The sequence below is a fragment of the Allobosea sp. genome, assembly GCF_030694325.1.
GTDB lineage: Bacteria > Pseudomonadota > Alphaproteobacteria > Rhizobiales > Beijerinckiaceae > Allobosea.
Map to the genome: position 1 here is coordinate 1 of NZ_JAUXYO010000157.1, position 21,663 is coordinate 21,663.

Annotated in this window: 24 protein-coding genes; 4 read left to right on the forward strand and 20 right to left on the reverse strand. The window is 68.4% G+C overall.

Annotated elements, in window-relative coordinates; all coding sequences use genetic code 11:
• Together Q8M82_RS09760 and Q8M82_RS09765 are read right to left on the reverse strand one after the other, a co-directional pair.
• Positions 1-890 (reverse strand): DUF937 domain-containing protein (locus tag Q8M82_RS09760; RefSeq protein ID WP_305691171.1); only part of this gene is annotated, 890 nt, incomplete at its 3' end.
• Positions 891-982: 92 nt separating this feature from the next.
• The gene (locus tag Q8M82_RS09765; RefSeq protein ID WP_305691172.1) at positions 983-2,338 is read right to left on the reverse strand and encodes an MATE family efflux transporter; all 1,356 of its coding nucleotides are present in this window, start codon (positions 2,336-2,338) and stop codon (positions 983-985) included.
• A gap of 159 nt (positions 2,339-2,497) precedes the next feature.
• On the opposite strand from Q8M82_RS09765, the gene ispH reads away from it, so the two are divergent.
• The 3 genes from ispH to rnhA all read left to right on the forward strand — a co-directional run bounded on the left by ispH (position 2,498) and on the right by rnhA (position 5,057).
• Entirely contained in the window at positions 2,498-3,517 is a 1,020-nt protein-coding gene (gene ispH, locus Q8M82_RS09770) for a 4-hydroxy-3-methylbut-2-enyl diphosphate reductase (RefSeq protein ID WP_371126297.1), read from the forward strand.
• A gap of 12 nt (positions 3,518-3,529) precedes the next feature.
• A complete protein-coding gene (locus Q8M82_RS09775; RefSeq protein ID WP_305691174.1) occupies positions 3,530-4,495 on the forward strand; it encodes a homoserine kinase in 966 nt (321 codons plus the stop codon).
• 115 nt (positions 4,496-4,610) lie between these two features.
• A complete protein-coding gene (gene rnhA / locus Q8M82_RS09780; RefSeq protein ID WP_305691175.1) occupies positions 4,611-5,057 on the forward strand; it encodes a ribonuclease HI in 447 nt (148 codons plus the stop codon).
• Between the two features lie 173 nt (positions 5,058-5,230).
• Here rnhA and Q8M82_RS09785 read toward each other — a convergent pair whose 3' ends face one another.
• The 6 genes from Q8M82_RS09785 to Q8M82_RS09810 form a co-directional block, all read right to left on the reverse strand.
• Complete coding sequence (locus Q8M82_RS09785) at positions 5,231-5,725, reverse strand: YqhA family protein (protein ID WP_305691176.1); 495 nt, start codon at positions 5,723-5,725, stop codon at positions 5,231-5,233.
• An 87-nt stretch (positions 5,726-5,812) separates the two neighbouring features.
• Complete coding sequence (locus tag Q8M82_RS09790) at positions 5,813-6,262, reverse strand: GNAT family N-acetyltransferase (RefSeq protein ID WP_305691177.1); 450 nt, start codon at positions 6,260-6,262, stop codon at positions 5,813-5,815.
• A gap of 122 nt (positions 6,263-6,384) precedes the next feature.
• The gene (locus tag Q8M82_RS09795; protein ID WP_305691178.1) at positions 6,385-6,948 is read right to left on the reverse strand and encodes an AAA family ATPase; all 564 of its coding nucleotides are present in this window, start codon (positions 6,946-6,948) and stop codon (positions 6,385-6,387) included.
• 147 nt (positions 6,949-7,095) lie between these two features.
• Entirely contained in the window at positions 7,096-7,650 is a 555-nt protein-coding gene (locus Q8M82_RS09800; RefSeq protein WP_305691179.1) for a sugar O-acetyltransferase, read from the reverse strand.
• A 155-nt stretch (positions 7,651-7,805) separates the two neighbouring features.
• Complete coding sequence (locus tag Q8M82_RS09805) at positions 7,806-8,291, reverse strand: peroxiredoxin (RefSeq protein WP_305691180.1); 486 nt, start codon at positions 8,289-8,291, stop codon at positions 7,806-7,808.
• Between the two features lie 51 nt (positions 8,292-8,342).
• Positions 8,343-9,215, reverse strand: a complete 873-nt coding sequence (locus tag Q8M82_RS09810; RefSeq protein WP_305691181.1) for a protein-disulfide reductase DsbD domain-containing protein — start codon at positions 9,213-9,215, stop codon at positions 8,343-8,345.
• A gap of 160 nt (positions 9,216-9,375) precedes the next feature.
• On the opposite strand from Q8M82_RS09810, the gene Q8M82_RS09815 reads away from it, so the two are divergent.
• Positions 9,376-9,987, forward strand: coding sequence for a YqgE/AlgH family protein (locus Q8M82_RS09815; RefSeq protein WP_305691182.1), 612 nt, complete (start codon positions 9,376-9,378; stop codon positions 9,985-9,987).
• 13 nt (positions 9,988-10,000) lie between these two features.
• On the opposite strand, the gene Q8M82_RS09820 is transcribed toward Q8M82_RS09815, so the two are convergent.
• The 12 genes from Q8M82_RS09820 to Q8M82_RS09875 all read right to left on the reverse strand — a co-directional run bounded on the left by Q8M82_RS09820 (position 10,001) and on the right by Q8M82_RS09875 (position 21,539).
• Positions 10,001-10,591 (reverse strand): Fic/DOC family protein, encoded by a 591-nt coding sequence (locus tag Q8M82_RS09820; protein WP_305691183.1) that lies wholly within the window; start codon positions 10,589-10,591, stop codon positions 10,001-10,003.
• The gene (locus Q8M82_RS09825; protein ID WP_305691184.1) at positions 10,588-10,746 is read right to left on the reverse strand and encodes a hypothetical protein; all 159 of its coding nucleotides are present in this window, start codon (positions 10,744-10,746) and stop codon (positions 10,588-10,590) included. Before Q8M82_RS09825 ends, Q8M82_RS09820 begins: the two co-directional genes overlap by 4 nt.
• A 118-nt stretch (positions 10,747-10,864) precedes the next feature.
• The gene (locus Q8M82_RS09830; protein WP_371126299.1) at positions 10,865-13,774 is read right to left on the reverse strand and encodes an EAL domain-containing protein; all 2,910 of its coding nucleotides are present in this window, start codon (positions 13,772-13,774) and stop codon (positions 10,865-10,867) included.
• 119 nt (positions 13,775-13,893) lie between these two features.
• Complete coding sequence (locus tag Q8M82_RS09835) at positions 13,894-14,493, reverse strand: GNAT family N-acetyltransferase (RefSeq protein WP_305691185.1); 600 nt, start codon at positions 14,491-14,493, stop codon at positions 13,894-13,896.
• 4 nt (positions 14,494-14,497) lie between these two features.
• The gene (locus tag Q8M82_RS09840; protein WP_305691186.1) at positions 14,498-15,847 is read right to left on the reverse strand and encodes a M16 family metallopeptidase; all 1,350 of its coding nucleotides are present in this window, start codon (positions 15,845-15,847) and stop codon (positions 14,498-14,500) included.
• Complete coding sequence (gene thrC, locus Q8M82_RS09845; protein WP_305691187.1) at positions 15,844-17,259, reverse strand: threonine synthase; 1,416 nt, start codon at positions 17,257-17,259, stop codon at positions 15,844-15,846. Before thrC ends, Q8M82_RS09840 begins: the two co-directional genes overlap by 4 nt.
• 262 nt (positions 17,260-17,521) lie before the next feature.
• On the reverse strand, positions 17,522-18,289 hold the full coding sequence (locus tag Q8M82_RS09850; RefSeq protein ID WP_305691188.1) for an SURF1 family protein: 768 nt from the start codon (positions 18,287-18,289) through the stop codon (positions 17,522-17,524).
• Positions 18,286-18,660, reverse strand: coding sequence for a DUF983 domain-containing protein (locus Q8M82_RS09855; RefSeq protein WP_305691189.1), 375 nt, complete (start codon positions 18,658-18,660; stop codon positions 18,286-18,288). The genes Q8M82_RS09850 and Q8M82_RS09855 overlap by 4 nt, the downstream gene beginning before the upstream one ends.
• Positions 18,661-18,906: 246 nt before the next feature.
• Positions 18,907-19,764 carry a cytochrome c oxidase subunit 3 gene (locus Q8M82_RS09860; protein ID WP_305691190.1) on the reverse strand — a complete coding sequence of 286 codons (858 nt, stop codon included), beginning with the start codon at positions 19,762-19,764 and terminating at the stop codon, positions 18,907-18,909.
• Between the two features lie 49 nt (positions 19,765-19,813).
• Positions 19,814-20,425, reverse strand: a complete 612-nt coding sequence (locus Q8M82_RS09865; RefSeq protein ID WP_305691191.1) for a cytochrome c oxidase assembly protein — start codon at positions 20,423-20,425, stop codon at positions 19,814-19,816.
• Positions 20,425-20,595 carry a hypothetical protein gene (locus tag Q8M82_RS09870; RefSeq protein ID WP_305691192.1) on the reverse strand — a complete coding sequence of 57 codons (171 nt, stop codon included), beginning with the start codon at positions 20,593-20,595 and terminating at the stop codon, positions 20,425-20,427. Before Q8M82_RS09870 ends, Q8M82_RS09865 begins: the two co-directional genes overlap by 1 nt.
• A complete protein-coding gene (locus Q8M82_RS09875; RefSeq protein ID WP_305691193.1) occupies positions 20,592-21,539 on the reverse strand; it encodes a heme o synthase in 948 nt (315 codons plus the stop codon). The genes Q8M82_RS09870 and Q8M82_RS09875 overlap by 4 nt, the downstream gene beginning before the upstream one ends.
• Between the last annotated feature and the right edge of the window lie 124 nt (positions 21,540-21,663).

Sequence of the window (21,663 nt, forward strand, 5' to 3'; positions counted from 1 at the left end):
CCGCCGAACATCGTGTCGAAGATCGACTTCATCGCCTTCTGATGGCTGTCCTGCACCTGGCGGCCCGCCTCGAACATCTGGTTGAGCGCGTCGAGCCCGATCGCACCCGGCCCCGCGCCGGCGGGAGGGGCCTCGTCCTGCGGCTCGGGTTCCGGCGCCGGGCGGGCGGTCCGGCGCTCCGGTTCGGGCGGGGTCTGGGCGCCTCCCAGCATGCCGGTCAGGATCTGTCCGAACATCCCGCCCATCTGGTCCATGCCCATCTGCCCGCCGGGCATCTGGCCGCCGCCAAAGGGCCCGCCGCCCTGCGTCTGTCCTCCGGCGGGCGCCTGCGCATTGCCGAACAGGCCACCCAGGATCGCCTCGAAGGGGTTGGCCGGGCTCTGTGGCTGCGGGGCCGGGGCCGGCTGCATCCCCGGCATCTGGCCGCGCATCATTTCGGCGAATTGCCCGAGGATGCCGCCCAGGCCATTGCTCTGCATCGATTTGGTCAGCCCGCCCATCACCATCGCGGCGATCACCGGCAGCATCTGCTTCAGCACCGCCTGGCCGACGCCGCTGGTCGCGGCCGCCTGCGCCGCCACGGCATTGCTGACCTCCTTGGAGCCGAAGATCTGGCTCAGCACGTCGGTGCCGGCACTGCGGGCATTGTCGGGAATGCCGTCGCCATTGGCGTCGAAGATGCGGCCGAAGGGCGAGGCGGTCATCATCTGCGCCAGCGAACCGAAGGCGTAAGGGTCCTGCGTCTGCCGCTGCAGCCCCATCGAGAAGGCGGGCAGCAGCGCCTCGATCGCGGCCTGCGTCTGCTGCCGGCTCAGCCCGTATTGCCGCGCGAGGTTCTCCATCGCCTGGCCGTTCTGGGCCTGTTGCATCATCTCGTACAGATTCATCATGGCGTGCCTCCGGCTGCTGCGCGGTCTGTCGCCGCCTGTCCTGCCGACGATAACAGCGCGAGGGGGCGAGGCAAGCCGCGCGGGCGTCCGCCTCAGCCGCCCTTGGCCTGCCGCTCCAGCCGGGCGATGCCGCGATAGGCGAAGACCAGCGCCACGATGCCGAAGGCGACCGCGCCGAGCGCCGAGCCGACCAGCGCGCCCTTCGGCCCCGCATAATGGGCGCCGAGCCAGGCCAGCGGGATGGTGCCCAGCGTCGCACGGCCCCAGCTGAAAAGCGTCGAGAGCAGCGGCATGCCGAGATTGTTGAAGGCGGCGTTGGCGACGAAGAGCAGGCCGACGAAGATCCACATCGGCCCGGCGACGAGACAGAAGAACATCAGCAATTCGCCGGTCAGCCCCGTCGCGCCGAAGGCGCTCGCGATCGGCGCGCGCGCCAATGCCAGCACCAGACCCGACAGCACCACGCAGCCGATCGCGAACTGGACCGAGGCGGTGAGCCCGGCGCGCATCCGGTCGGAGCGCCCGGCGCCCCAGTTCTGCGCCAGAATCGGCCCGACCGCGCCGGTCAGCGCGAAGAGCACGCCGAAGGCGACCGGCACCAGCCGGTCCATGATCGCCAGCGCCGCCATGGCGGCATCGCCGAAGCGGGCGAAGATACCGGCGAAGACGGCATTGGCGATGGGGTTCGAGAGATTGGTCAGGATCGCGGGACCGGCGATGGCCATTGTGGCGGCACTGTCGCGGCGCAGACCGTCGAGACTCGGCCGGGCGACGATATCGTGCACGCGCACCGCCCCGTGCAGCCCGGTCGCGACGATCACGACGCGCGCGATCACGATCGCCCAGGCCGCGCCGTCCGGCCCCAGTCCGAAACCGAAGATCAACAGCGGGTCGAGCCCGGCGGTGACGATGCCGCCGCCCAGCGTGACGAACATGGCGCGGCGCGCATCGCCGACGGCCCGCAGCACGCCCGAGAGCCCCATGCCCAGCGCCATCAGCACGTTGGAAGGGAGCACGATCCACAGGAAGGAGAGCGCGACGCGGTAGGATTCGTCATGCGCGCCGAGCAGGCGCAGCAGCCAGGGCAGAGCGGGCAGGGCGACCACCGTCAGCGCCAGCGCCGCCAGCGCCATCAGCGCCAGCGTCGAGGCGGCGATGCGCCGCGCCGCCTCACGCTCGCCGGCACCCAGAGCGCGTGCCGTCAGCGCGGAGACGGCGATCATCAGCCCGATATTGATCGAGATCATCAGGTAGAGGACGATCGTGGCGAAACCGACGCCGGCCGTGGCCTCCGGCCGCCCCAGCCAGGAGACGTAGAGCAGCGAGAGCAGATCGACGACGAAGATCGCCATCAGCCCGATCGCGCCGGTCCCGGTCATCACCGCGACATGGCGCATCAGCGGCCCGCTGACGAAGACGGCCGTCGGAGGCGAGGACTGGACGTTCATCGCCCGGCCTTTCGGCAGGCTGGGGCGACGGCAATCGGCGCGCGGGAGAGCGTTGCGGCGGTCATGTCGCTTCGGCGGGCTCCGGCGAGGGCGAGAGGCCGGCTCTGTCTAGGCCGTCCCGCCGCGGGAGGCGAGGACCAATCTCGCCCGCCGGCTTTCTTGACATCGCCCGCGCCACGCCGAAAGAAGACGCCTGTCCAACCGGAGCCCCGCGTGACCAAGCCGCCGCTCGACATCCTGCTCTGTGCCCCGCGCGGCTTCTGCGCCGGCGTCGTGCGTGCGATCGACGCGGTCGAGAAGGCGCTGACCCTGCATGGCGCGCCGGTCTATGTCCGCCACGAGATCGTTCACAACAAATACGTGGTCGAATCGCTGAAGCGGAAGGGCGCCGTCTTCGTCGCGGAGCTGTCGCAGGTGCCCGATGCGACGCGGCCGGTCATCTTTTCCGCCCATGGTGTCGCCAAATCCGTGCCGGCGGAAGCCAATGCGCGCAACCTCTTCGCCATCGACGCAACCTGCCCGCTGGTCACCAAGGTCCATCGCGAGGCCGAGGTGCATCACAAGCGCGGCCGCCACATCCTGCTCGTCGGCCATGCCGGCCATCCCGAGGTGATCGGCACGATGGGACAGTTGCCCCCGGGCGCGATAACCCTGATCGAGACGCTGGAGGATGTCGCGGCGCTCACGCCGCCGGCTGGCCAACCGCTCGCCTATGTCACGCAGACCACGCTCTCGGTCGACGACACCCGAGGCATTGTCGAGGCGCTGCAGGCCCGGTTCCCCGAGCTGATCGCGCCTCACAAGGAAGACATCTGCTACGCCACGACGAACCGCCAGGAGGCGGTGAAGCGCGTCGCCCCGCAGGTCGAGGCGCTGATCGTCGTCGGCTCGCCCAACTCCTCGAACTCGCAGCGCCTGCGCGAGGTGGCCGAGCGCGCCGGCTGCCGCGTCGCCCGTCTCGTGCTGCGCACGGACGAGATCGACTGGTCGGTCTTCGGGTCGATCCGCACGCTCGGCATCACCGCCGGCGCCAGTGCGCCCGAGGTGCTCGTCGAGGAGATCATCGACGCCTTCGCGCAGCGCTACGAGGTCCGCGTCGAGACGGTCTCGACCGCCGACGAGAACGTCTTCTTCCCGCTGCCGCGCGAATTGCGCGACGCGCCTGCAGCCGCCGAGTGAGCGAGCGAACCGTTGGCCGTCTATACCGAAGTACCCGATGACGAGATGGCGGCGTTCGTCGCGCGCTACGGCATCGGCGATCTCCTCTCCGCCAAGGGCATCGCCGAGGGCGTCGAGAACTCGAACTACCTGCTGCACACGACCGAAGGCTTCTACATCCTCACCCTCTACGAGAAGCGGGTGAACCCGGATGATCTGCCCTTCTTCCTCGGGTTGATGCAGCATCTGGCGGCGCGCGGGCTGATCTGCCCGCAGCCGGTCAGCGACAGCCGCGGCGAGATGCTGGGCCGCCTGGCCGGGCGCCCGGCCGCGATCGTGACCTTCCTCGACGGCCTGTCGGTGCGCCGCCCGACCGCGACCCATTGCCAGGAACTCGGGCGCGGGCTGGCGCTGCTGCACCAGGCCGGTGCCGATTTCGGCATGGAGCGGGTCAATGTGCTGTCCGTACCGGGCTGGCGCCCGCTGGCCGAGCAGGCCGGTGCTGCCGCCGACACGGTCTCGGCCGGGCTGGCGGGGCGCGTCGCGGCCGAGATCGCGGTGCACGAATCAAGTTGGCCGGAAGGGTTGCCGCGTGGCGTCATCCATGCCGATCTCTTCCCCAACAACGTCTTCTTCCTGAAGAACAGGCTCTCGGGACTGATCGATTTCTATTTCGCCTGCACCGACGCCTTCGCCTATGATCTCGCGATCTGCCTGAACTCCTGGTGCTTCGAGGCGGACGCCTCCTTCAACCTGACCAAGGGCCAAGCCATGCTCGCCGGCTATGAGAGCGTGCGCCCGCTGACGGAGGCCGAGATCGAGGCGCTGCCGCAGCTCTGCCGCGGCTCGGCGCTGCGCTTCCTGCTGACCCGGCTGGTCGACTGGCTCAACGTGCCCCCGGGCGCGCTGGTCAAGCCGCATGACCCGCTCGAATACGACCGCAAGCTCGCCTTCCACCAGCGCGTCGCCGATGCGCGCGATTACGGGCTGAGGCGATGAGCGAAACGTCGTCCGAAAGCTTGCCGGTCCAGGCTCTTCCCTTCCCCCTTACCCCTGCCCCTCCCCACAAGGGGGAGGGGTTCCCCGCGGGTCCCCCTCCAGCGGTGAGCCTGCCATGACTGACACCGTCGAGGTCTGGACGGACGGCGCCTGTTCCGGAAACCCGGGGCCAGGCGGCTGGGGCGTCATCCTGTCCTACAAGGGCACGCAGAAGGAGCTCTCCGGCGGCGAGGCGATGACCACCAACAACCGCATGGAACTGATGGGGGCGATCGCGGCGCTGGAATCGCTGACGCGGCCCTGCACGGTCGCCCTCCACACCGACAGCCAGTATCTGCGCCAGGGCATCACCGCCTGGATCCATGGCTGGAAGAAGAATGGCTGGAAGACCGCCGACCGCAAGCCCGTGAAAAACGAGGAGCTGTGGAAGCGCCTCGACGCCGCGCTCAAGCAGCACAGGATCGAATGGAAATGGGTCAAGGGCCATGCCGGCGACCCCATGAACGAACGCGCCGACGAACTCGCTCGCGCCGGCATGGCTCCGTTCAAGCCGGGGCGATGACAGTCTCGGCGTGACCGCTGGATCGCCCTGAGTTTTCTCGGACCCACCGCCGTCATCCCGGGCCTGCCCCGGGATCCATCGGAGGGCTCCGGAGCTCGACGATGGATTTCGGAGCGGCGCGGCTTCGCCGATTGTCCGGAATGACGGTCTGTTTACGAGGAAATCAGGAGGATCTAGTGCGTCTCGCTCTGGTGCCCCGCCGCCGCGCCGCCATGCGGCATCAGCTTCAGCGCGCCCGCGATCAGCAGGATCGCCACCGGCAGCACGAGATAGCCGGGGTCGAGCTTGCTGTCGGCGGTCGCCATGTCGGTCGCGAAATCGACGATGAGATAGACCAGGATCGCCTGGCAGAAGGTGCTCTTCAACTCGCCCAGCTCGCTCGGGCGGATCCAGGCGGGCAGGTCGTTGCCGGCCGTGACGCGCTCCGCCAGCACGAAGCTCGCGATCACCTTGGCGCCGAGCAGGGTGATGATGACCGCGAAAAGGCATTCGTCGATCGTCTTCATCACCAGCGAGATCGTGCTCTGGGCGTGGTCATGGGCCAGCATGGCGCGAGCCGCCGCGAGCAGATTGGTGCCGGCCTCGCCGAGCAGCACGAGCCCGCTGCCGATCATGCCGAGCGCCGCGAGCGCGATGATCGCCCGCAATGCCAGTCCCGCCGCCCGCATCGCCGTCTCCGTTCCCGCCGCCTCACGGCGACCCCATGGCTGGGATAGGGGCTGGCGCTGGCGGCGTCCATGCCCCGCGCCGGGCTTTCAGCCGAGCGGCTGGCGATAGACGATGAAGCCGGACTTGTCGGCGATCTTGTCGTAGAGCGCCTGCGCCTGAAGGTTGCTCTCATGCGTCTGCCAGTAGACGCGAAAGCAGCCCCTGGCCTGTGCCATCTGCCGGACGGCCTCGATCAGCGCGCGCCCCGCGCCGCTGCCGCGGGCCTCTGGCGACGTGAAGAGGTCCTGCAGATAGCAGATATCGGCCTCGCGCCAGGTGGTGCGGTGGATCACCCAATGGACGATCCCGATCAGAGCGCCCTCGCGCTCCGCCACGAAGCCGCCCATCGGCTCGGTGCCTCCGGTCAGCCGGGCGAAGGTCACGTCGTCGGTCCCGGCCGGCAGCGTCGCCTTGTAGAAGGTGAGATAACCCTGCCAGAGCGGGTCCCAGCCGGCGCGGTCCGAAGCGGCGAGCGGGCGGATGGTCAGGTCGGTCATGGCAGGCTCCGGCGATCTCGGGAAAGCCTAGCGCCGCCCCGCCGGGCTGTCTCATGACGAAGCGAGATCGGATCGATCAGTTGGGGCGAGGCGGCGTATGATATGGGGCCTGATGTCGGCCCTCAGCGGCCGATCGAGCCCACCTGCTGTGGACAGTTCGCCAGTTCGGCGAGAACCAAATCAGCCCGCTGCTCGACGCTCGCCCTCGGCAGTACGACGATGCGATACCCAAACTTGGGATACGCCTGCGCCAGCCGGTCATACTCGGCAACTGCCTCATCCCAGCCAAGCTTACGTTCGGCGTCTGTCTCGTAGATTTCGGGCCAGGGCGGCGTGAGAAAAACGGCTGGATGGTAGCGATGCGTGATCGGCAACCGCCCAATGGAAGCATCTGCTCCAACAGGATCAAGCGCCGCCACCGCATCGATCAGGCTCCGGTCGAAGAAGACCCACCCAGCCCAGTCGCCGGCTCTCTCGCGGTCATCGAGCGCGAGTTCGATCGCGCGCCGCGCGAAGGCCTCCAAATCAACCCATGGGAGGGCCGATCCGCCTGCGGCGATCTCCGCCTGCACAATGCGCCTGCCGGGCTCATCGCGCGTTGCGTACCCTCGCCGACGAAGCTCGCCCAGCAGCGTCGACTTTCCGCCACCGGAGCAGCCCGACAGCACGACGAAACGACTGCTCATATCCCTACCGTGCCTCGCGCATAGAACTGACGCATCCGACTTGTAGCGGATGATCGCCTCCCGCCCTGCGGCCTTGCCGGCGTCGTGGTCGCCGCCGTCACGCGTCGCGTTCTCCCGCCACAAACGGCGAGAGCGATCCGTCGACCATCAGGCCTTTCCGCGCGGTCGGGCTGGATTGCCCACGACGGTCGTCCCAGCCTGCACGTCGCGGGTGACGACGGCCCCCGCTCCGATGATGGCATCATCCCCCACCGTGACGCCGGGCAGGATCAGCGCGCCGCCACCGATCCAGACATTCGCCCCGATGGTGATCGGCAGCCCGCTCTCGACGCCCGCGCGCCGGAGCGCAGGATCACGCGGATGGTCGGCGGTGAGGAACTGCACGCCGGGTCCAATCTGCGTCAGGGCGCCGATGACGACGGGAGCAACGTCGAGGATGACGCAGTTGAAGTTCAGGAAGACGCCATCACCGAGAGAGATGTGCTGCCCGTAGTCGCAATGGAAAGGCGGGCGCACGACGGCTCCCTCGCCGACATGGGCAAAAAGTTCGCGCAGCAGCGCCCGCCGCTCGTCGGGTGACGTCGCCAGGGTGGTGTTGTACCTGGCCATCCACTCGCGGGCACGCTGGGCATCCGCCTGGAGTTCCGGGTCGCCGGGCCGGTAGGCTTCGCCCGCCAGCATCTTCTGCTTTTCGCTTCTCATGATCGATCAATCCCGGTTTACCGGACCACAGGCAGCGTCCGTTCACGACCATAGCCGACGGACGCTCCCCCTCGGGCGGATCGCCTATCCCGCCCAGCAAAAAGCCCGCGCCACCCTTTCGGACGGCGCGGGCTCGAATGAGGAAACGCCTGCGCTCAGAGCTGGGCGAGCAGGGCTTCGGCGCCGGAGATGTCGGCCTTGCCGGGGCCTTCCTCGACGTTCAGCTTGTCGACGACGCCGTCCTTGACGATCATCGAATAGCGCTGCGAGCGGGTGCCGAGGCCAAAGCCGGAGCCGTCGAGCGAGAGGCCGATCGCCTTGGCGAAGTCGGCATTGCCGTCGGAGAGGAACTCGATCACCCCGGCGCCGCCGGTCGCCTTGGCCCAGGCGTCCATGACGAAGACGTCGTTGGTGCTGGTCACCATGATCGCGTCGACGTTCTTGGCCTTGATATCGGCAGCTTTGGCAAGGAAGCCCGGCAGATGGTTCTTGTGGCAGGTCGGCGTGAAGGCGCCGGGCACGGCGAAGAGCACGACGGTCTTGCCGGCGAAGAGCTCGTCGGTGGTCTTGGCCACCGGTCCCTCGGGGCCCATGAGCCGGAACGTCGCCTGGGGAAGCTTGTCACCCACCTTGATGGTCATCGCGCCTGTTCTCCGTGAAGGCCCTGCGGCAGCCGCCGCCCGGACCACGGATTAGGGCTTGGCGGCGGGGATGTCGAGGTCGAGCCGCGTCTCGATCGCGGCCGGCTTGCCACGCACGGTGACGATGAAGGGAATTGGCCCCGCCGCGCCCTTCGGCCGATCGACGATGCGCAGCAGCGCCAGCGTCGTGCCGTCCGGCTGCAGGCTCAGCGTCGGCTTGCCGAAGGACCACATCCCGGCCCCCTCGATGAAGACGTCCTCGACCTTCCCCTCCGGCGGCGCCTGCAGCACGAGGCGCAGCCCGGGCTCGATCGCGCCCTCGTCGAGCTTCACCTCGAGGACTGAGAGCTTGTGCTTCTGCGGTCCCAGCTTGACCGGCGCCGGCACGCGCGCCTCGAAGCTCTCCAGCCGCGGCGAGGTCACGGAGGTGACGCCCGGCTCGAGCCAGAGTCGCGCCTCGCCCTTCACGGGAATGCAGATCTTTTCGCAGACCGCGTAGTCGAGCTTCAGCACCAGCATGACCGGCTTGGCCGGGTCGACCGGCTGCACCGAGATGGGGATCACCACCTCGCCGACATAGCCGAGCGAATGGCCGTTGCCGTCCTCGAAGCGCTCCGGCGCCGGCCAGCGCACGTCGAGCCCGCCGATATTCGTCGAGCCGCTCCAGTCGAACACAGGCGGCACGCCGAAATCGCCGGGGCTGCGCCAATAAGTCTTGTAGCCCGGCGCCATCACGATCTCGACGCCGACGCGCTGCTTGCCGGAGGGGGCGGTCGCGCCCGCGATCAGGCGCAGCGACGCATGGTTGCCCTTGGACCAGGGCGACATCGCCGCCTCCTGCGCCAGGGCGGCCCGCGGCAGCGAGGCGGGCAGGACCGCCGCCAGCGCTGCAAGGAGAACGAGAATGCGTTTCACAGCAGACATTTAAGAAGCTTAGCCGAGAATTGCGACAGAATCCGCGCCGCCCCATCGAACAATCGCGTGATCGGCGATGTGGCGAGGGTTTCACAGCCCTGTCAGGAGGCTGCGCCGAACGCGGTGTTGGCTGTTTCCAGCGAGGTGGAAAGTGATCTAGCATGGCGTCATGAAGATCGGCTCGAACCAGCGCCTCAGCGGCCGCAGCTATCTCGACGGGCAGTGCCTGATCGCCATGCCCGGCATGGCCGACACGCGCTTCAGCCGCAGCGTCGTCTATGTCTGCGCCCATTCCGAGGACGGCGCGATGGGCATCATCGTCAACAAGCCCGCCGCCGATACCCGTTTCCCCGATCTGCTGGTCCAGCTCGATCTCATTCCATCCGACGAGCTGATCCGCCTGCCGAGCCAGGCCGAGAAGCTCCAGGTTCTGCGTGGCGGCCCGGTCGAGACCAAGCGCGGCTTCGTCCTGCACACGGCCGATTTCTTCCTCGAATCCGCGACGCTGCCGATCGACGACGGCATCTGCCTGACCGCGACGCTCGACATCCTGCGCGCCATCGCCATCGGCAGCGGGCCGGAGAACGCCGTGCTGGCGCTGGGCTATGCCGGCTGGGGCGCCGGCCAGCTCGAATCCGAGATCCAGGCCAATGGCTGGCTCCACTGCGCCGCCGACCCCGCTTTGCTCTTCGACGACGGCATCGAGACGAAGTACACCCGCGCGCTCGGCAAGATCGGCATCGACCCGGCCTTCCTGTCGAGCGAGGCGGGCCACGCCTGAGGCGACTGACCGCCTACGGACTTCGTCCGCGGGGTTCGGACAGCAGCGCGGCGTGGATGCAATCGGCGAACGGCCCGTAGCGGCCGGCATGCGCTGCTTTCGACGCTTCCATCCAGCTCTCCCGGGCGAGGCGGGTCAGGTCGATCGGATGGCCGGCCTGTCGGGCAAGAGCCTCGAGGTAGAGCGCCTGCGTCCGCCCGTTCCCCTCGCGAAACGGGTGGACATAGTTGATGTCGCCGATGATCTCGCCGGCCTTGTCGGCGAAGGCACGCGCCGACAGGTTGCGAAGGTAGCCCGCGACGACGATGCGCCTGTGAACATCGGCCATACCGGTGCCGATATACTGGCGGAACTGGAACTGGTTGCCGCCCTTGGCAATCTCGACCGTTCGAAGCTCGCCGGCCCAGTCGTAGACGTCCTGGAAGAGATGCCGGTGGATGGCGCGCAGATGAGCGAGATCGAATGGGCCTGAAGGGATGCCTTGCTTGATCCGGAACGACACCAACTCTCGTTCATGGTGGTCAAGTTCAGCCGCGTCGCGAAGGTCGAACCTGTTTCTCAGGACGGTGAAGTCGGGAGGGTAACAGTAGACCTCGTCGCTCATTCCGCGGCTTGAGCGCCTCTGGTCGCAGCGGCCCGCGCGTGCAGATGCGCGAGGATGCGGTCATCGGACCAGCCCTCTCTCTCGAACATCGCGAACATGGCAATCTGCTCTGAGTCGAGAGGATTGCCTTCGATATCGTGGAGATGAGCAGCCACGAGCAACCTTTCGCTCGAAGCCGTTTTACTTTCGGTAGCTGAATGATCGAAACGAGGCATAAGCCAGATTACACCAACAGGCGGCGGCTTTCCAACTCTTCTTCGGTCGGCAGGCTGTTCACGCCGCCTCGCTCGAACTCGCCGCCGCCGCGCCCATCAGGCGCCTCGCCTCCGCTGCGCTCATCGGCTGGCCGAAGATGTAGCCCTGCGCATACTGGCAGCCGAGCTGGTAGAGCTCGATCGCATCCGACTCGGTTTCCGCGCCTTCCGCCACCACGTCCATGCGCAGATCGGCGGCGAGTTGCACGATCGAGCGCAGGATCACCGGTGGCTTGCCGTTGCCCATCTGCCGCACGAAGCTCTGGTCGATCTTGATCGTGTCGAAGGGGAAGCGCTGCAGATAAGACAGCGACGAATAGCCGGTGCCGAAATCATCGAGCGAGAGGCCGGCGCCGAGGTCGCGGATGCGCGAGAGCATCTGCGCGGCATATTCCGGATTCTCCATCACCAGGCTCTCGGTGATCTCGAGCTTGAGCGTGCCGGGCAGGATACGCCGCCGCGACAGCACCGTCTTCACGTCATGCAGCAGATCGTGGCGGATGAGCTGCCGGCTGGAGACGTTGACGCTGGCGAAGATCGGCGGATCGACCTCCAGCGCCGCCTGCCAGGCCTCCAGCTCGCGCGCCGTGCGGTCCATCACATAGACGCCGAGATCGACGATCAGCCCCGTCTCCTCCGCGATGGCGAGGAAGTCCACCGGCATCAGCCGCCCCTCGCGCGGATGGTCCCAGCGCACCAGCGCCTCGAAGCCGGCGATGGTGCGGTCTTCCAGCCGGACGATCGGCTGGTACATCACCTGGATTTCGCCGCGCTCGATCGCGCGGCGCAGATCGCTCTCCAGCGCCAGCCGGTCGTTGCGGTCGGTGCGCATCGCCGGCACGAAGACCTCGATCTTGTTGCCGCCCTGGCGCTTGGCATGGGCCATGGCGAGTTCGGCGTTCTTCAGCGCGTCGTCCTTGCGCGCGGCCGGCGCCGGATCGAACAAGGCGAGCCCGACCGAGGGCGTCAGCAGGATCTCGCGCTCGGCGAAGGTGATCGGCGTCGAGACGGCGCGGCGCACCAGTTCGGCCAGCGCCAGGATGCGCTCGGGGTCGCGCTCCGAGACAAGAATCATCGCGAAGGTGTCGCCGCCGATGCGCGCCAGCGTGTCCTGCGCCCGCAGCAGCCGGCCGAGCCGGCGCGCCAGCGTCAGCAGGATCGAGTCGCCCGCGGAGAAGCCGACCGACTCGTTGACCTGCTTGAAGCGGTCGATGTCGATCACCAGTACCGTGGGGCGGATGCTGTCATCGGCGCGGCAGAAGCCGAACACGGCCGACAGCCGGTCCTGGAACAGCTTGCGGTTGGGCAGGCCGGTGAGGTTGTCGTGGACGGCGTCGTGCAGCATCCGCTCCTGCGCGGTGCGCTGCTCGGTGACGTCGGCGAGCGTGCCGATGACCCGGATCACCTCGCCGTCGGAGCCGATCACCGGCCGTGCCTTGAGGTTGAACCAGTGGTAGTTGCCGCCGGCGGCGCGCAGCCGCACATCGAGATTGAGCTTGCCGCGGCGCTGCTCCAGCACGGCGTCGAGCGAGACGCGGTAGCGGTCGCGGTCGGCGACATGCATGTGCTCGAACCAGCGCGAGGCCGAGCCTTCGAGAGAGCCGCGCGGCAGGCCGAGCAGGGTCTCGATCTGCGGCGAGACGAAGATCTTGTCGGCGCTGACGTCCCAGTCGAAGACGAGGTCGCCCGAGCCCGACAGCGCCAGCGCGCGCCGCTCGGTATCAGAAACCAGTCCCTGCGACAGGCCGCTGCCGGCAAAGGCGTGCTGGATCACGGTGAAGCCGATCAGCAGCACGATCAGCACCAGCCCGCCGAGCAGGGCAGGCGCGACCAGGTCGCGCTGGAACTGGCCGGTGACCGTGAAGCCCGCCGCCGTCACCCAGACCGCCAGCAGGAACCAGGTCGGGATCAGCATCACCGCGCGCTCGTAGCCGTGAGTGGCGAGATGCAGGATCAGCACGAAGCCGACCGCCGCCACGGCCGCGATCGAGATCCGCGCGATGCCCGACGCCATCGGCGCATCGACCACGGCGAGGCCGACGAGAGCCGCGAGCCCCAGCATCCAGACGATGGTGACGTGGCTGTAGCGCACATGCCAGCGTGCCAGGTTGAGATAGGCGAAGAGGAAGACGAGCAGCGTCGCCGCCAGCACGACCTCGGCGCCGGCGCGGTAGATCCGCTCGATCGCCGGCGTGAGCGGGAAGATGCGCTGGAAGAAGCCGAAATCGAGGCCGGCATAGGCCAGAACCGCCCAGGCGAGTGCGGCTGCCGCCGGGAAGATCACCGCGCCCTTGACCACGAAGATGATCGTCAGGAACAGCGCCAGCAGCCCGGCGATGCCGATGATGATGCCCTTGTAGAGCGTCAGCCCGTTGGTCTTCTGGCGATAGGCTTCCTGCTCGTAGAGATAGAGCTGCGGCAGGTTCGGGGATTTCAGCTCGGCGACGAAGGTGACCGTCGTGCCGGGGTCGAGCGTGATCAGGAAGACGTCGGCGTCGGTGCTCACCTCGCGCTCGGGGCTGAGGCCCTGGCTGGCGGTCACGGCCTCGATGCGCTTGTCGCCGAGATCGGGCCAGATCACGCCCGAGCCGATCAGCCTGTGGAAGGGCGCGACCAGCAGCCGGTCGATCTGCTCGTCGGAATCATTGGTGAGCGCGAAGACGATCCAGTCCGGCCGCGCCCCCGATTCGCGCGCCCGCACCGCGATGCGGCGCACGATGCCGTCCGGCCCCGGCGCGGTTGAGATCTGGATGACGTCGCCGTCGGACTTGTTGCGTTCGACCACACTGGTCAGGTCGAGCACGGGCACGTCGACGGGCACGCGCACCGCTTCCACCGCGGCGGCCGGGCCGGCCGCGGCGAGAACGAACCAGAGCGCGAGCCCGGCGACGGCGAGGCCGAAGCGGAGGCATCGGTCGGTGAGGGTCAAGCTGCGCTCGTATCTGGATCGGGGAACGGTCATGCGGCGTCGAAAGCCAGTCCTATCGGCGGCTCGTGGCGAGGGCAAGGCATGGCCGGCCCGGCCTCCCCAGCCTTCGCCGCTCCCGTTCATCGTGCCTCGTCCGGCAGCCGGTCGCTGGCCAGCGCGGCATAGAGCAGATGGTCGGCCCAGGCGCCGTTGATGCGCAGATAGGCCCGCGCCAGCCCTTCATGCCGGAAACCGACGCGTTCGAGCAGTCGGCGTGAGGGCTCGTTGCTGGGCAGGCAGGCGGCTTCGACGCGGTGCAGCGCCAGATCCTGGAAGGCGAAGCGCAGCGCCCCGCGCACGGCCTCGCTCATATGGCCCTTGCTGGCATGACGCGCGCCCATCCAGTAGCCGAGCGTGCAGGCCTGGGCGACGCCGCGCCGCACCAGCCCGAGCGTCAGGCCGCCCAGCAGCGCGTCTGTGCGGGCATCGATCACGAACAGCGAATAGGCCTCGTCGGCGGCGATCTCGCGCGCCGCGCGCTTCACCCGCAGGCGGAAGGAATTCCGCGTCAGGTCGTCCTCGTTCCAGACCGGTTCCCACGGCGTCAGGAAGTCCCGGCTCTCCATCCGCAGCAGCGACCAGGCGGCGTAGTCGTTCGCCTGCGGGGCCCGCAGGATCAGGTTCGAAGTCCGGATCAGCGGGCGCGTCGGCGGCTCGGTCGAGAAGCGGAACAGCGCCATCGCGTCACGCGCCCGCCCGGGCCGCGTGTTTGAGGGCCTTGGCCGGCGGCAGGCCCTTGAGCGGGCCGACCGCCGCCACCGTGGGCTGGTGGCCGAGCAGCGAGCGGCCTGCCGCGCGCACATCCTCCAGCGTCACCGCGTCGAGCCGCGCCGCCAGTTCCTCGCGCGGGATCGCCCGGTTGAAGAGCAGCACCTGCCGCGCCATCTGGTCGAGCTTGCCGCCGGGGCTCTCCAGCGAGGCCAGGAGCCCGACCTTCATCTGCGCCCGGGCGCGGGCGACCTCGACCTCCGTGGTGTCCTCCGCCGCCTGCCGCAAGCAGGAGAGCGCGACCTCGATCAACTCGCCGACATCCTCCGGCGCCGTCCCGGCGCCGATGCCGAAGACGCCGCAATCGGAGAAAGGCCAGTGGAAGGCGTCGATCGCATAGGCGAGCCCGCGCTTCTCGCGCACCTCCTGGAACAGCCGCGAGGACAAACCGCCGCCGAGCACCGAGGAGAAAATCTGCAGGGGATAATGCGCCCCGTCCTTGAAGGCCTGGCCGGGAAAGCCGAGCACGAGATGGACCTGCTCCTCGTCGCTGCCGACGCGGGCCTCGCCGCCGCGGTAATGGCCCTCCTCGCGGGCCGGCAGCGTCGCTGGGCTGGCGGGGAGGGCGGCGAGATGCTGTTCCGCCAGCGCCACCAGCTCGTCGTGATCGACCGCGCCGGACGCCGCCAGCACCATGTTGCCGGCATGGTAATGGCGCGCGAGATAGGCGCGAATCGCGTCCGGCGTGAAGCTCTTCACCGTCTTGGCGGTGCCCAGGATTGGCCGGCCGAGCGGCTGGTCGGGGAAGGCCGCCTGCAGGAAGCGGTCATAGACGAGATCGTCCGGCGTATCCTGAACGGCGCCGATCTCCTGCAGGATCACGCCCTTCTCGCGCTTCAGCTCCTCCTCGGTGAGCGAGGAGGCGGTGAGGATGTCGGAGAGGATGTCGACCGCCAACGGCAGGTCCGAACCCAGCACGCGGGCGGTGTAGCAGGTGTATTCGACCGAGGTCGCGGCATTGAGGTCGCCGCCGACGCTCTCGATCTCTTCCGCGATCTGGAGCGCGCTGCGGCGCGCCGTACCCTTGAAGGCCATGTGTTCGAGCAGATGGGCGAGCCCGTGCTCATGGGGCAGCTCGTCGCGCGAGCCCGCGCCGATCCAGATGCCCAGCGAGACGGTCGCAGCATGGTCCATGCGCTGCGAGACGATCCGCAGGCCGGACGGCAGCGTGGTCAGCCCGACGGAGGGGTCGTGCTCGCCGCGCACCCCGCTGGCTGCGACCTCAGCCGTCTCGGCAGGGCCGGCCGCGCTCATCTCCGCGCTCATGCCGCGGCGCTCCGCACCGCCCGCGCCTTGGCGCGCACGAAGGCCTCGATCGCGCTCTGGTCGTTGGGCAGCAGCGTGAAGCGCTCCTCGCGCTCCATCAGATCGCCGAGATGCGTGGGGAGAGCCGGCATCACGCCGCTCGCCGCCTTCACTGCGGCGGGGAACTTGGCTGGATGGGCGGTGCCGAGCACGATCATCGGCGTCGCCGGATCGCGCGCGAGCCCGCCCCGCGCCGCCGCGACGCCGACCGCCGTATGCGGATCGAGCAGATAGCCGGCCTCGCGCCAGGTCCGGCCGATCTCGGCCGAGGTCGCCGCCTCGTCGATGCCGGTGGCGTCGAACTCGGCGCGGATGGCGGCCAGCGGTTCGGCTGCGATCTCGAAGCGCCCCGATTGCTGCAGCGACTGCATCAGCCTGCGCACGGCGGCGCCGTCGCGGCCATGCACCTCGAACAACAGCCGCTCGAAGTTCGAGGAGATCTGGATGTCCATCGAGGGGGAGGTCGTGGCATGCACGCCCTTCATCTCATAGGCGCCGCTGGCGAGCGTGCGCGCCAGGATGTCGTTGCTGTTGGTGCCGATCAGCAGCCGCTCGATCGGCAACCCCATCCGCTTGGCGACATAGCCCGCCAGCACGTCGCCGAAATTCCCGGTCGGCACGGAAAACGAGACCTTGCGGCCGGGCGCGCCGAGCGAGACGGCCGAGGTAAAGTAATAGACCACCTGCGCCGCGATGCGGGCCCAGTTGATCGAGTTCACGCCCGACAGGCCGATCTCGTCGCGGAAGGCGTGGTGGTTGAACAGCGCCTTCACCAGGTTCTGGCAGTCGTCGAAGGTGCCCTCGACCGCGACCGCATGGACGTTGTCGGCCTCGACCGTCGTCATCTGCCGGCGCTGCACGTCGGAGACGCGGCCCTGCGGATAGAGAATGAAGACGTCGACGCAGCTCAAGCCCTTGAAGGCGTCGATCGCCGCCCCGCCGGTGTCGCCCGAGGTCGCTCCGACGATGGTCGCGCGCTCGCCGCGCAGCTTCAGCACATGGTCCATCAGCCGCCCGAGCAGCTGCATCGCCACGTCCTTGAAGGCGAGCGTCGGGCCGTGGAACAGCTCCAGCACGAAGAGATTGTCGCCGATCTGGTTCAGCGGGCAGACGGCCGGGTGCCGGAATGTGGCATAGGCGTCGGCAATCATCGCCGACAGCGCCGACCCCTCGACATCGCCATCGGCCAGCGCCCCGACGATCCGCTCGGCGACGTCGGCATAGCTGCGGCCGGAAAAGCCGGCGATCTCACTGGGCGTCAGCGTCGGCCAGGCCTTTGGCACATACAGCCCGCCATCGCGGGCGAGCCCGGCCAGCAGCGCATCGGAGAAGGAGAGGGCGGGAGCCTCCCCGCGAGTGGACACATGCAGCACGGCGTCTTGTCTCGGTGATCTGGCGTGATGTCGGCGTGGGACAGCTATAGGCCCGCCGGGCGGCGAGGGCAAAGCCTTGAACGCGATAGAGGTCGAACTGTTCGAGGCACTCAGCCGTCGCCAGCTCTGGCCCGTCATCCTGGGCGACCGGAGGTCGACCGGGATCCATCATAGAGCAGCGTCGATCCCCTAGGATGGATCCCGGCCTGCGCCGCTGCGCGGCTTGTCCAGGATGACGGCCGATGGTGACGGGCGCGGCCTCTCAATCGGTGTCAGTTGTCCTGCGCCCCTGCCAGGCGAACGCCGCGAACACCCCGATCAGCGTCAGCGCCAGCCCGAACCAGGTGAGCGCATAGGAGAGGTGGTTGTCGGGGATGCGCGCGATCAGCTCCCTGGCATCGACACCGGCCGGGGGCGTCAGCCCGTCGCCCTGCCGCTCGGCCTCGAGATAGAACGGCGCGGCCGCCCCGATGCCGAGCGAGTCGGCGATCGCGGCCGGGTCGCGGGTGTAGAATTCGCGGTTGGCGGGCAGGTCGGCTGGCGTGAAGGAGCCGCGGCCTTCCGGCGCGCGCAGGAAGCCGGTGACCGTCGCCGGGCCCGAGGCCGGCTTGATCTCGCCGAGCCGGCCTTCCGGCACGAAGCCGCGATTGACCAGGATGACGCCGCCATCGTCGAGCCTAAACCCCTGGAAGATCCAGCGGCCGAAGCCGGCCAGCTGGCGCGTGCCGCGCTCGCCGGCGGCGATGGTGGTGCGGACCCCGGCGAAGGGGCCGTCGATGAAGGTTCCAGTGGCACTGACCCGCGTCAGGTCGAGCGCGGCGGGGTCGAGCGATGCCCAGCTCGCTGTGGCCGGCATGGCGGCGGGCGCACCGGCTGCCTGGGCGGCGAGCCGGTCGATGAAGACGCGCTTCTCGCTCATCCGCGCGATCTGCCAGGAGCCGAGCGAGCACAGGATCGCGACGCCCAGGATCGAGAGCAGTGCCGGCCAGAGCAGGCGCGGATGGCGCGGAGAGGGGGCGGTCTCGCTCACTGTTCGCGCCTGCCTTCCTGCGCCTTGTGGACATATTGCAGCGACACCGCGAGCCCCTTCATCGGCCGCAGCAGCGCGAGGCAGACGATCACGGCCAGCGGCAGCCAGATCACCAGATGCAGCCAGATCGGCGGCTCATAGGCGATCTCGACATAAAGCGCTGCGCCGAGCACCGCGAAGCCGGCGATCAGCATGATGAACACCGCCGGCCCGTCCGCCGAATCGGCGAAGCTGAAATCCAGTCCGCAGGCCGCGCAGCGTGGCCGTACCTTCAGGAAGCCCTCGAACAGCTTGCCCTCGCCGCAGCGCGGGCAGCGGCCGGCGAGGCCGGTCGAATAGGGCGATGGCAGGCTGGGCTGGTCGTCGGCCATGGCGGCCTCCTTCGAGCGTGATGCCGGAGCACGACAACACCCGTCGAAAAACGCAGCGTCATCCTGGACAAGCCGCGAAGCGGCGCAGGCCGGGATCCATCATGGGGCGATGTCCTGCCCAATGATGGATCCCGGGACGACCTGCGGTCGCCCAGGATGACGACGTCGTTCAACGCGAAATCGTCAGCTCTAGAAAGCGCAAAGGCGGCCGCGAGGCCGCCTTTGCCGTTGCGATGCGGTACCCGCTCAGTGCGCGCCGGGTGTGCCCGCCGCCCAGACATAGATCGCGGCGAAGAGGAACAGCCAGACCACGTCGACGAAGTGCCAGTACCAGGCGGCGAACTCGAAGCCGAGATGCTGCTGCGGCTTGAAGTGGCCGAGATAGGCCCGGTACAGGCAGACCGCGAGGAAGATCGTGCCGATCACGACGTGTGCGCCGTGGAAGCCCGTCGCCATGAAGAAGGTCGCGCCATAGATGTGGCCGGCGAAGGCGAAGGAGGCGTGCGAGTACTCGTAGACCTGGCAGATCGTGAACAGCACGCCGAGGATGACCGTCAGCCACAGGCCCTGCTTCAGGCCCTTGCGGTCGCCATGGATCAGCGCGTGATGCGCCCAGGTCACGGTCGTGCCCGAGGTCAGCAGGATCAGCGTGTTGAGCAGCGGCAGGTGCCAGGGGTCGAAGGTCTGGATACCCGTCGGGGGCCAGACGCCGCCGGTGAACTCCTTGCGGGTGTAGTTGATCGCCTCGCCGGCGAAGAGGCTGGCGTCGAAGAAGGCCCAGAACCACGCGACGAAGAACATCACCTCGGAGGCGATGAACATCAGCATGCCGTAGCGGTGGTGCATCTGCACCACGCGGGTGTGATGGCCCTCCTTCTCCGCTTCGCGGACCACGTCCATCCACCAGGCGAGCATGGTGTAGAGCACGCCGAGCGTGCCGATGCCGAAGACCAGCGGGCCGAGCTTCATGCCGCCCAGCGTCATCGCCTTCATCCACATCACGGCGCCCGTCGCCATGACCGTCGCGCTGATCGAGCCGATCAGCGGCCACGGGCTCGGATCGACGAGGTGGTAATCGTGGTTCTTGGTATGGGCCCCGGCCATCTACAGTCTCCGCGTCCGGCTTTTGCAGCGCTGGTTACAGCGCAAATCTCTACAGGTTCGTCTTGCCCGCGTCATCCTTGACGGGGTTGCCCCCGCCTTGGGCCAGCGGCTGCCCCGATTTCGAGGCGAAATAGGTGTAGGAGAGCGTGATCGCCTTCAGCCCGTCGAGATCGCGCTTATCGGCGATTTCAGGGTCGATGTAGAACACCACCGGCGCCTCCAGGCTCTCGCCCGGCTGCAGCGTGTGCTCGGTGAAGCAGAAGCACTGGATCTTGACGAAGAAGGCCGCGCCCTTGTCGGGGGCGATGTTGTAGCTCGCGATGCCCGTCGTCACCCGGTCGGTGCGGTTGGTGATCTTGTAGAACACCGTCTTGGTCTCGCCGACGCGAAGCTTGATCTCAGGGCTCTCGGCCTCGAATTTCCAGCCGAGCCCTGGGGCGACATTGGCGTCGAAGCGCACCGACATCGTCCGGTCGAGGATCGTGCCCGCGGCGGCGGTGCCGATCTTTGGCGTGCCGCCGAAGCCGGTCGCGCGGCAGAACATGTCGTAGAGCGGCACGGCCGCGAAGGAGAGGCCGGTCATCGCCATCACCACGCCCGAGCAGATCAGCGCGATGCGGCCATTCTGCGGTCGTCTGGGGGCTGATTCGCTCTTGTCCATCACAGCGGCCTGTTCAGGATGGCGGGGCCGGTCTTCACCAGCGTCACGACGAAGAAGAACACCACGAGACCGCCCAGGACCAGCGCGAGCGCGATAGAGCGACGGCGACGGCGGGCCATGTCCTCCGGCGAGAAGGCGGCCGGCGGCGTCGGCTTCTGCGGCGCACTCATCCGATCACCTTCGGCAGGGCCCACATCAGCCCGAGGCCGTTCTCGACCAGCAGCACGGCGAAGAGTCCGAAGAGATAGAGGATCGAGAAGCCGAACAGCGACCAGCAGGCCTTGGTGGCGGCCTCGCCCTCGGTCGTCCGCCAGACCCGGACCGACAGCACGATCATGGCGAGCCCGCTGGCAACCGAGACGACGAGATAGGCCAGGCCCGCGAAGCCCATCAGCGCCGGCAGTACCGCGACGGGCGCCATCAGCAGCGTGTAGAGCACGATCTGGCGGCGCGTCGCGGCCGGGCCGGCGACGTTCGGCATCATCGGGATGCCGGCGCGGCCGTAATCGGCCGCCTTCACCAGAGCGAGCGCCCAGAAATGCGGCGGCGTCCACAGGAAGATGATCGCAAACAGCACGATCGAATGGAGGCCGATATCGCCGGTGACGACGGCCTCGCCGATCATCGGCGGGAAGGCGCCGGCCGCGCCGCCGATGACGATGTTCTGCGGCGTCCAGCGCTTCAGCCACATCGAATAGACGACGGCGTAGAAAAAGATCGTGAAGGCCAGCATCGCCGCCGCCAGCAGGTTGGCGACGAGGCCGAGCACCAGCACGGAGCCGATCGACAGCGTCAGCCCGAAGGCCAGTGCCTCGGAGGGCAGGACCCGGCCGGACGGGATCGGGCGCTTGGCGGTGCGGGACATCAACTGGTCGATATCGGCGTCGTACCACATGTTGAGGCAGCCCGAGGCGCCGGCGCCGACCGCGATCGCCAGCAGCGACGCGAGAGCGATCACCGGATGCACGCCGCCCGGCGCCGTCGCCATGCCGGCCATGGCGGTGATCACGACGAGCGACATCACCCGCGGCTTCAGCAGCGCGAAGAAATCGCGCGCCTCGCCGGTCGAGGTCAGGGCAACGCCGTCGGTGCGGGTCTCGAAGGCAGCAGACATCGGTTCGGTCGTCTTTGTCCTTGGCAGCACCCTTGGGCGCCGGGGAAAAGCTCTGCGGCGGGGCCGCCCGTCTCCGGAACGCCGCAGGGGCGCTCGGGGGAGGGGCGGCGGCGGACCCGGATGG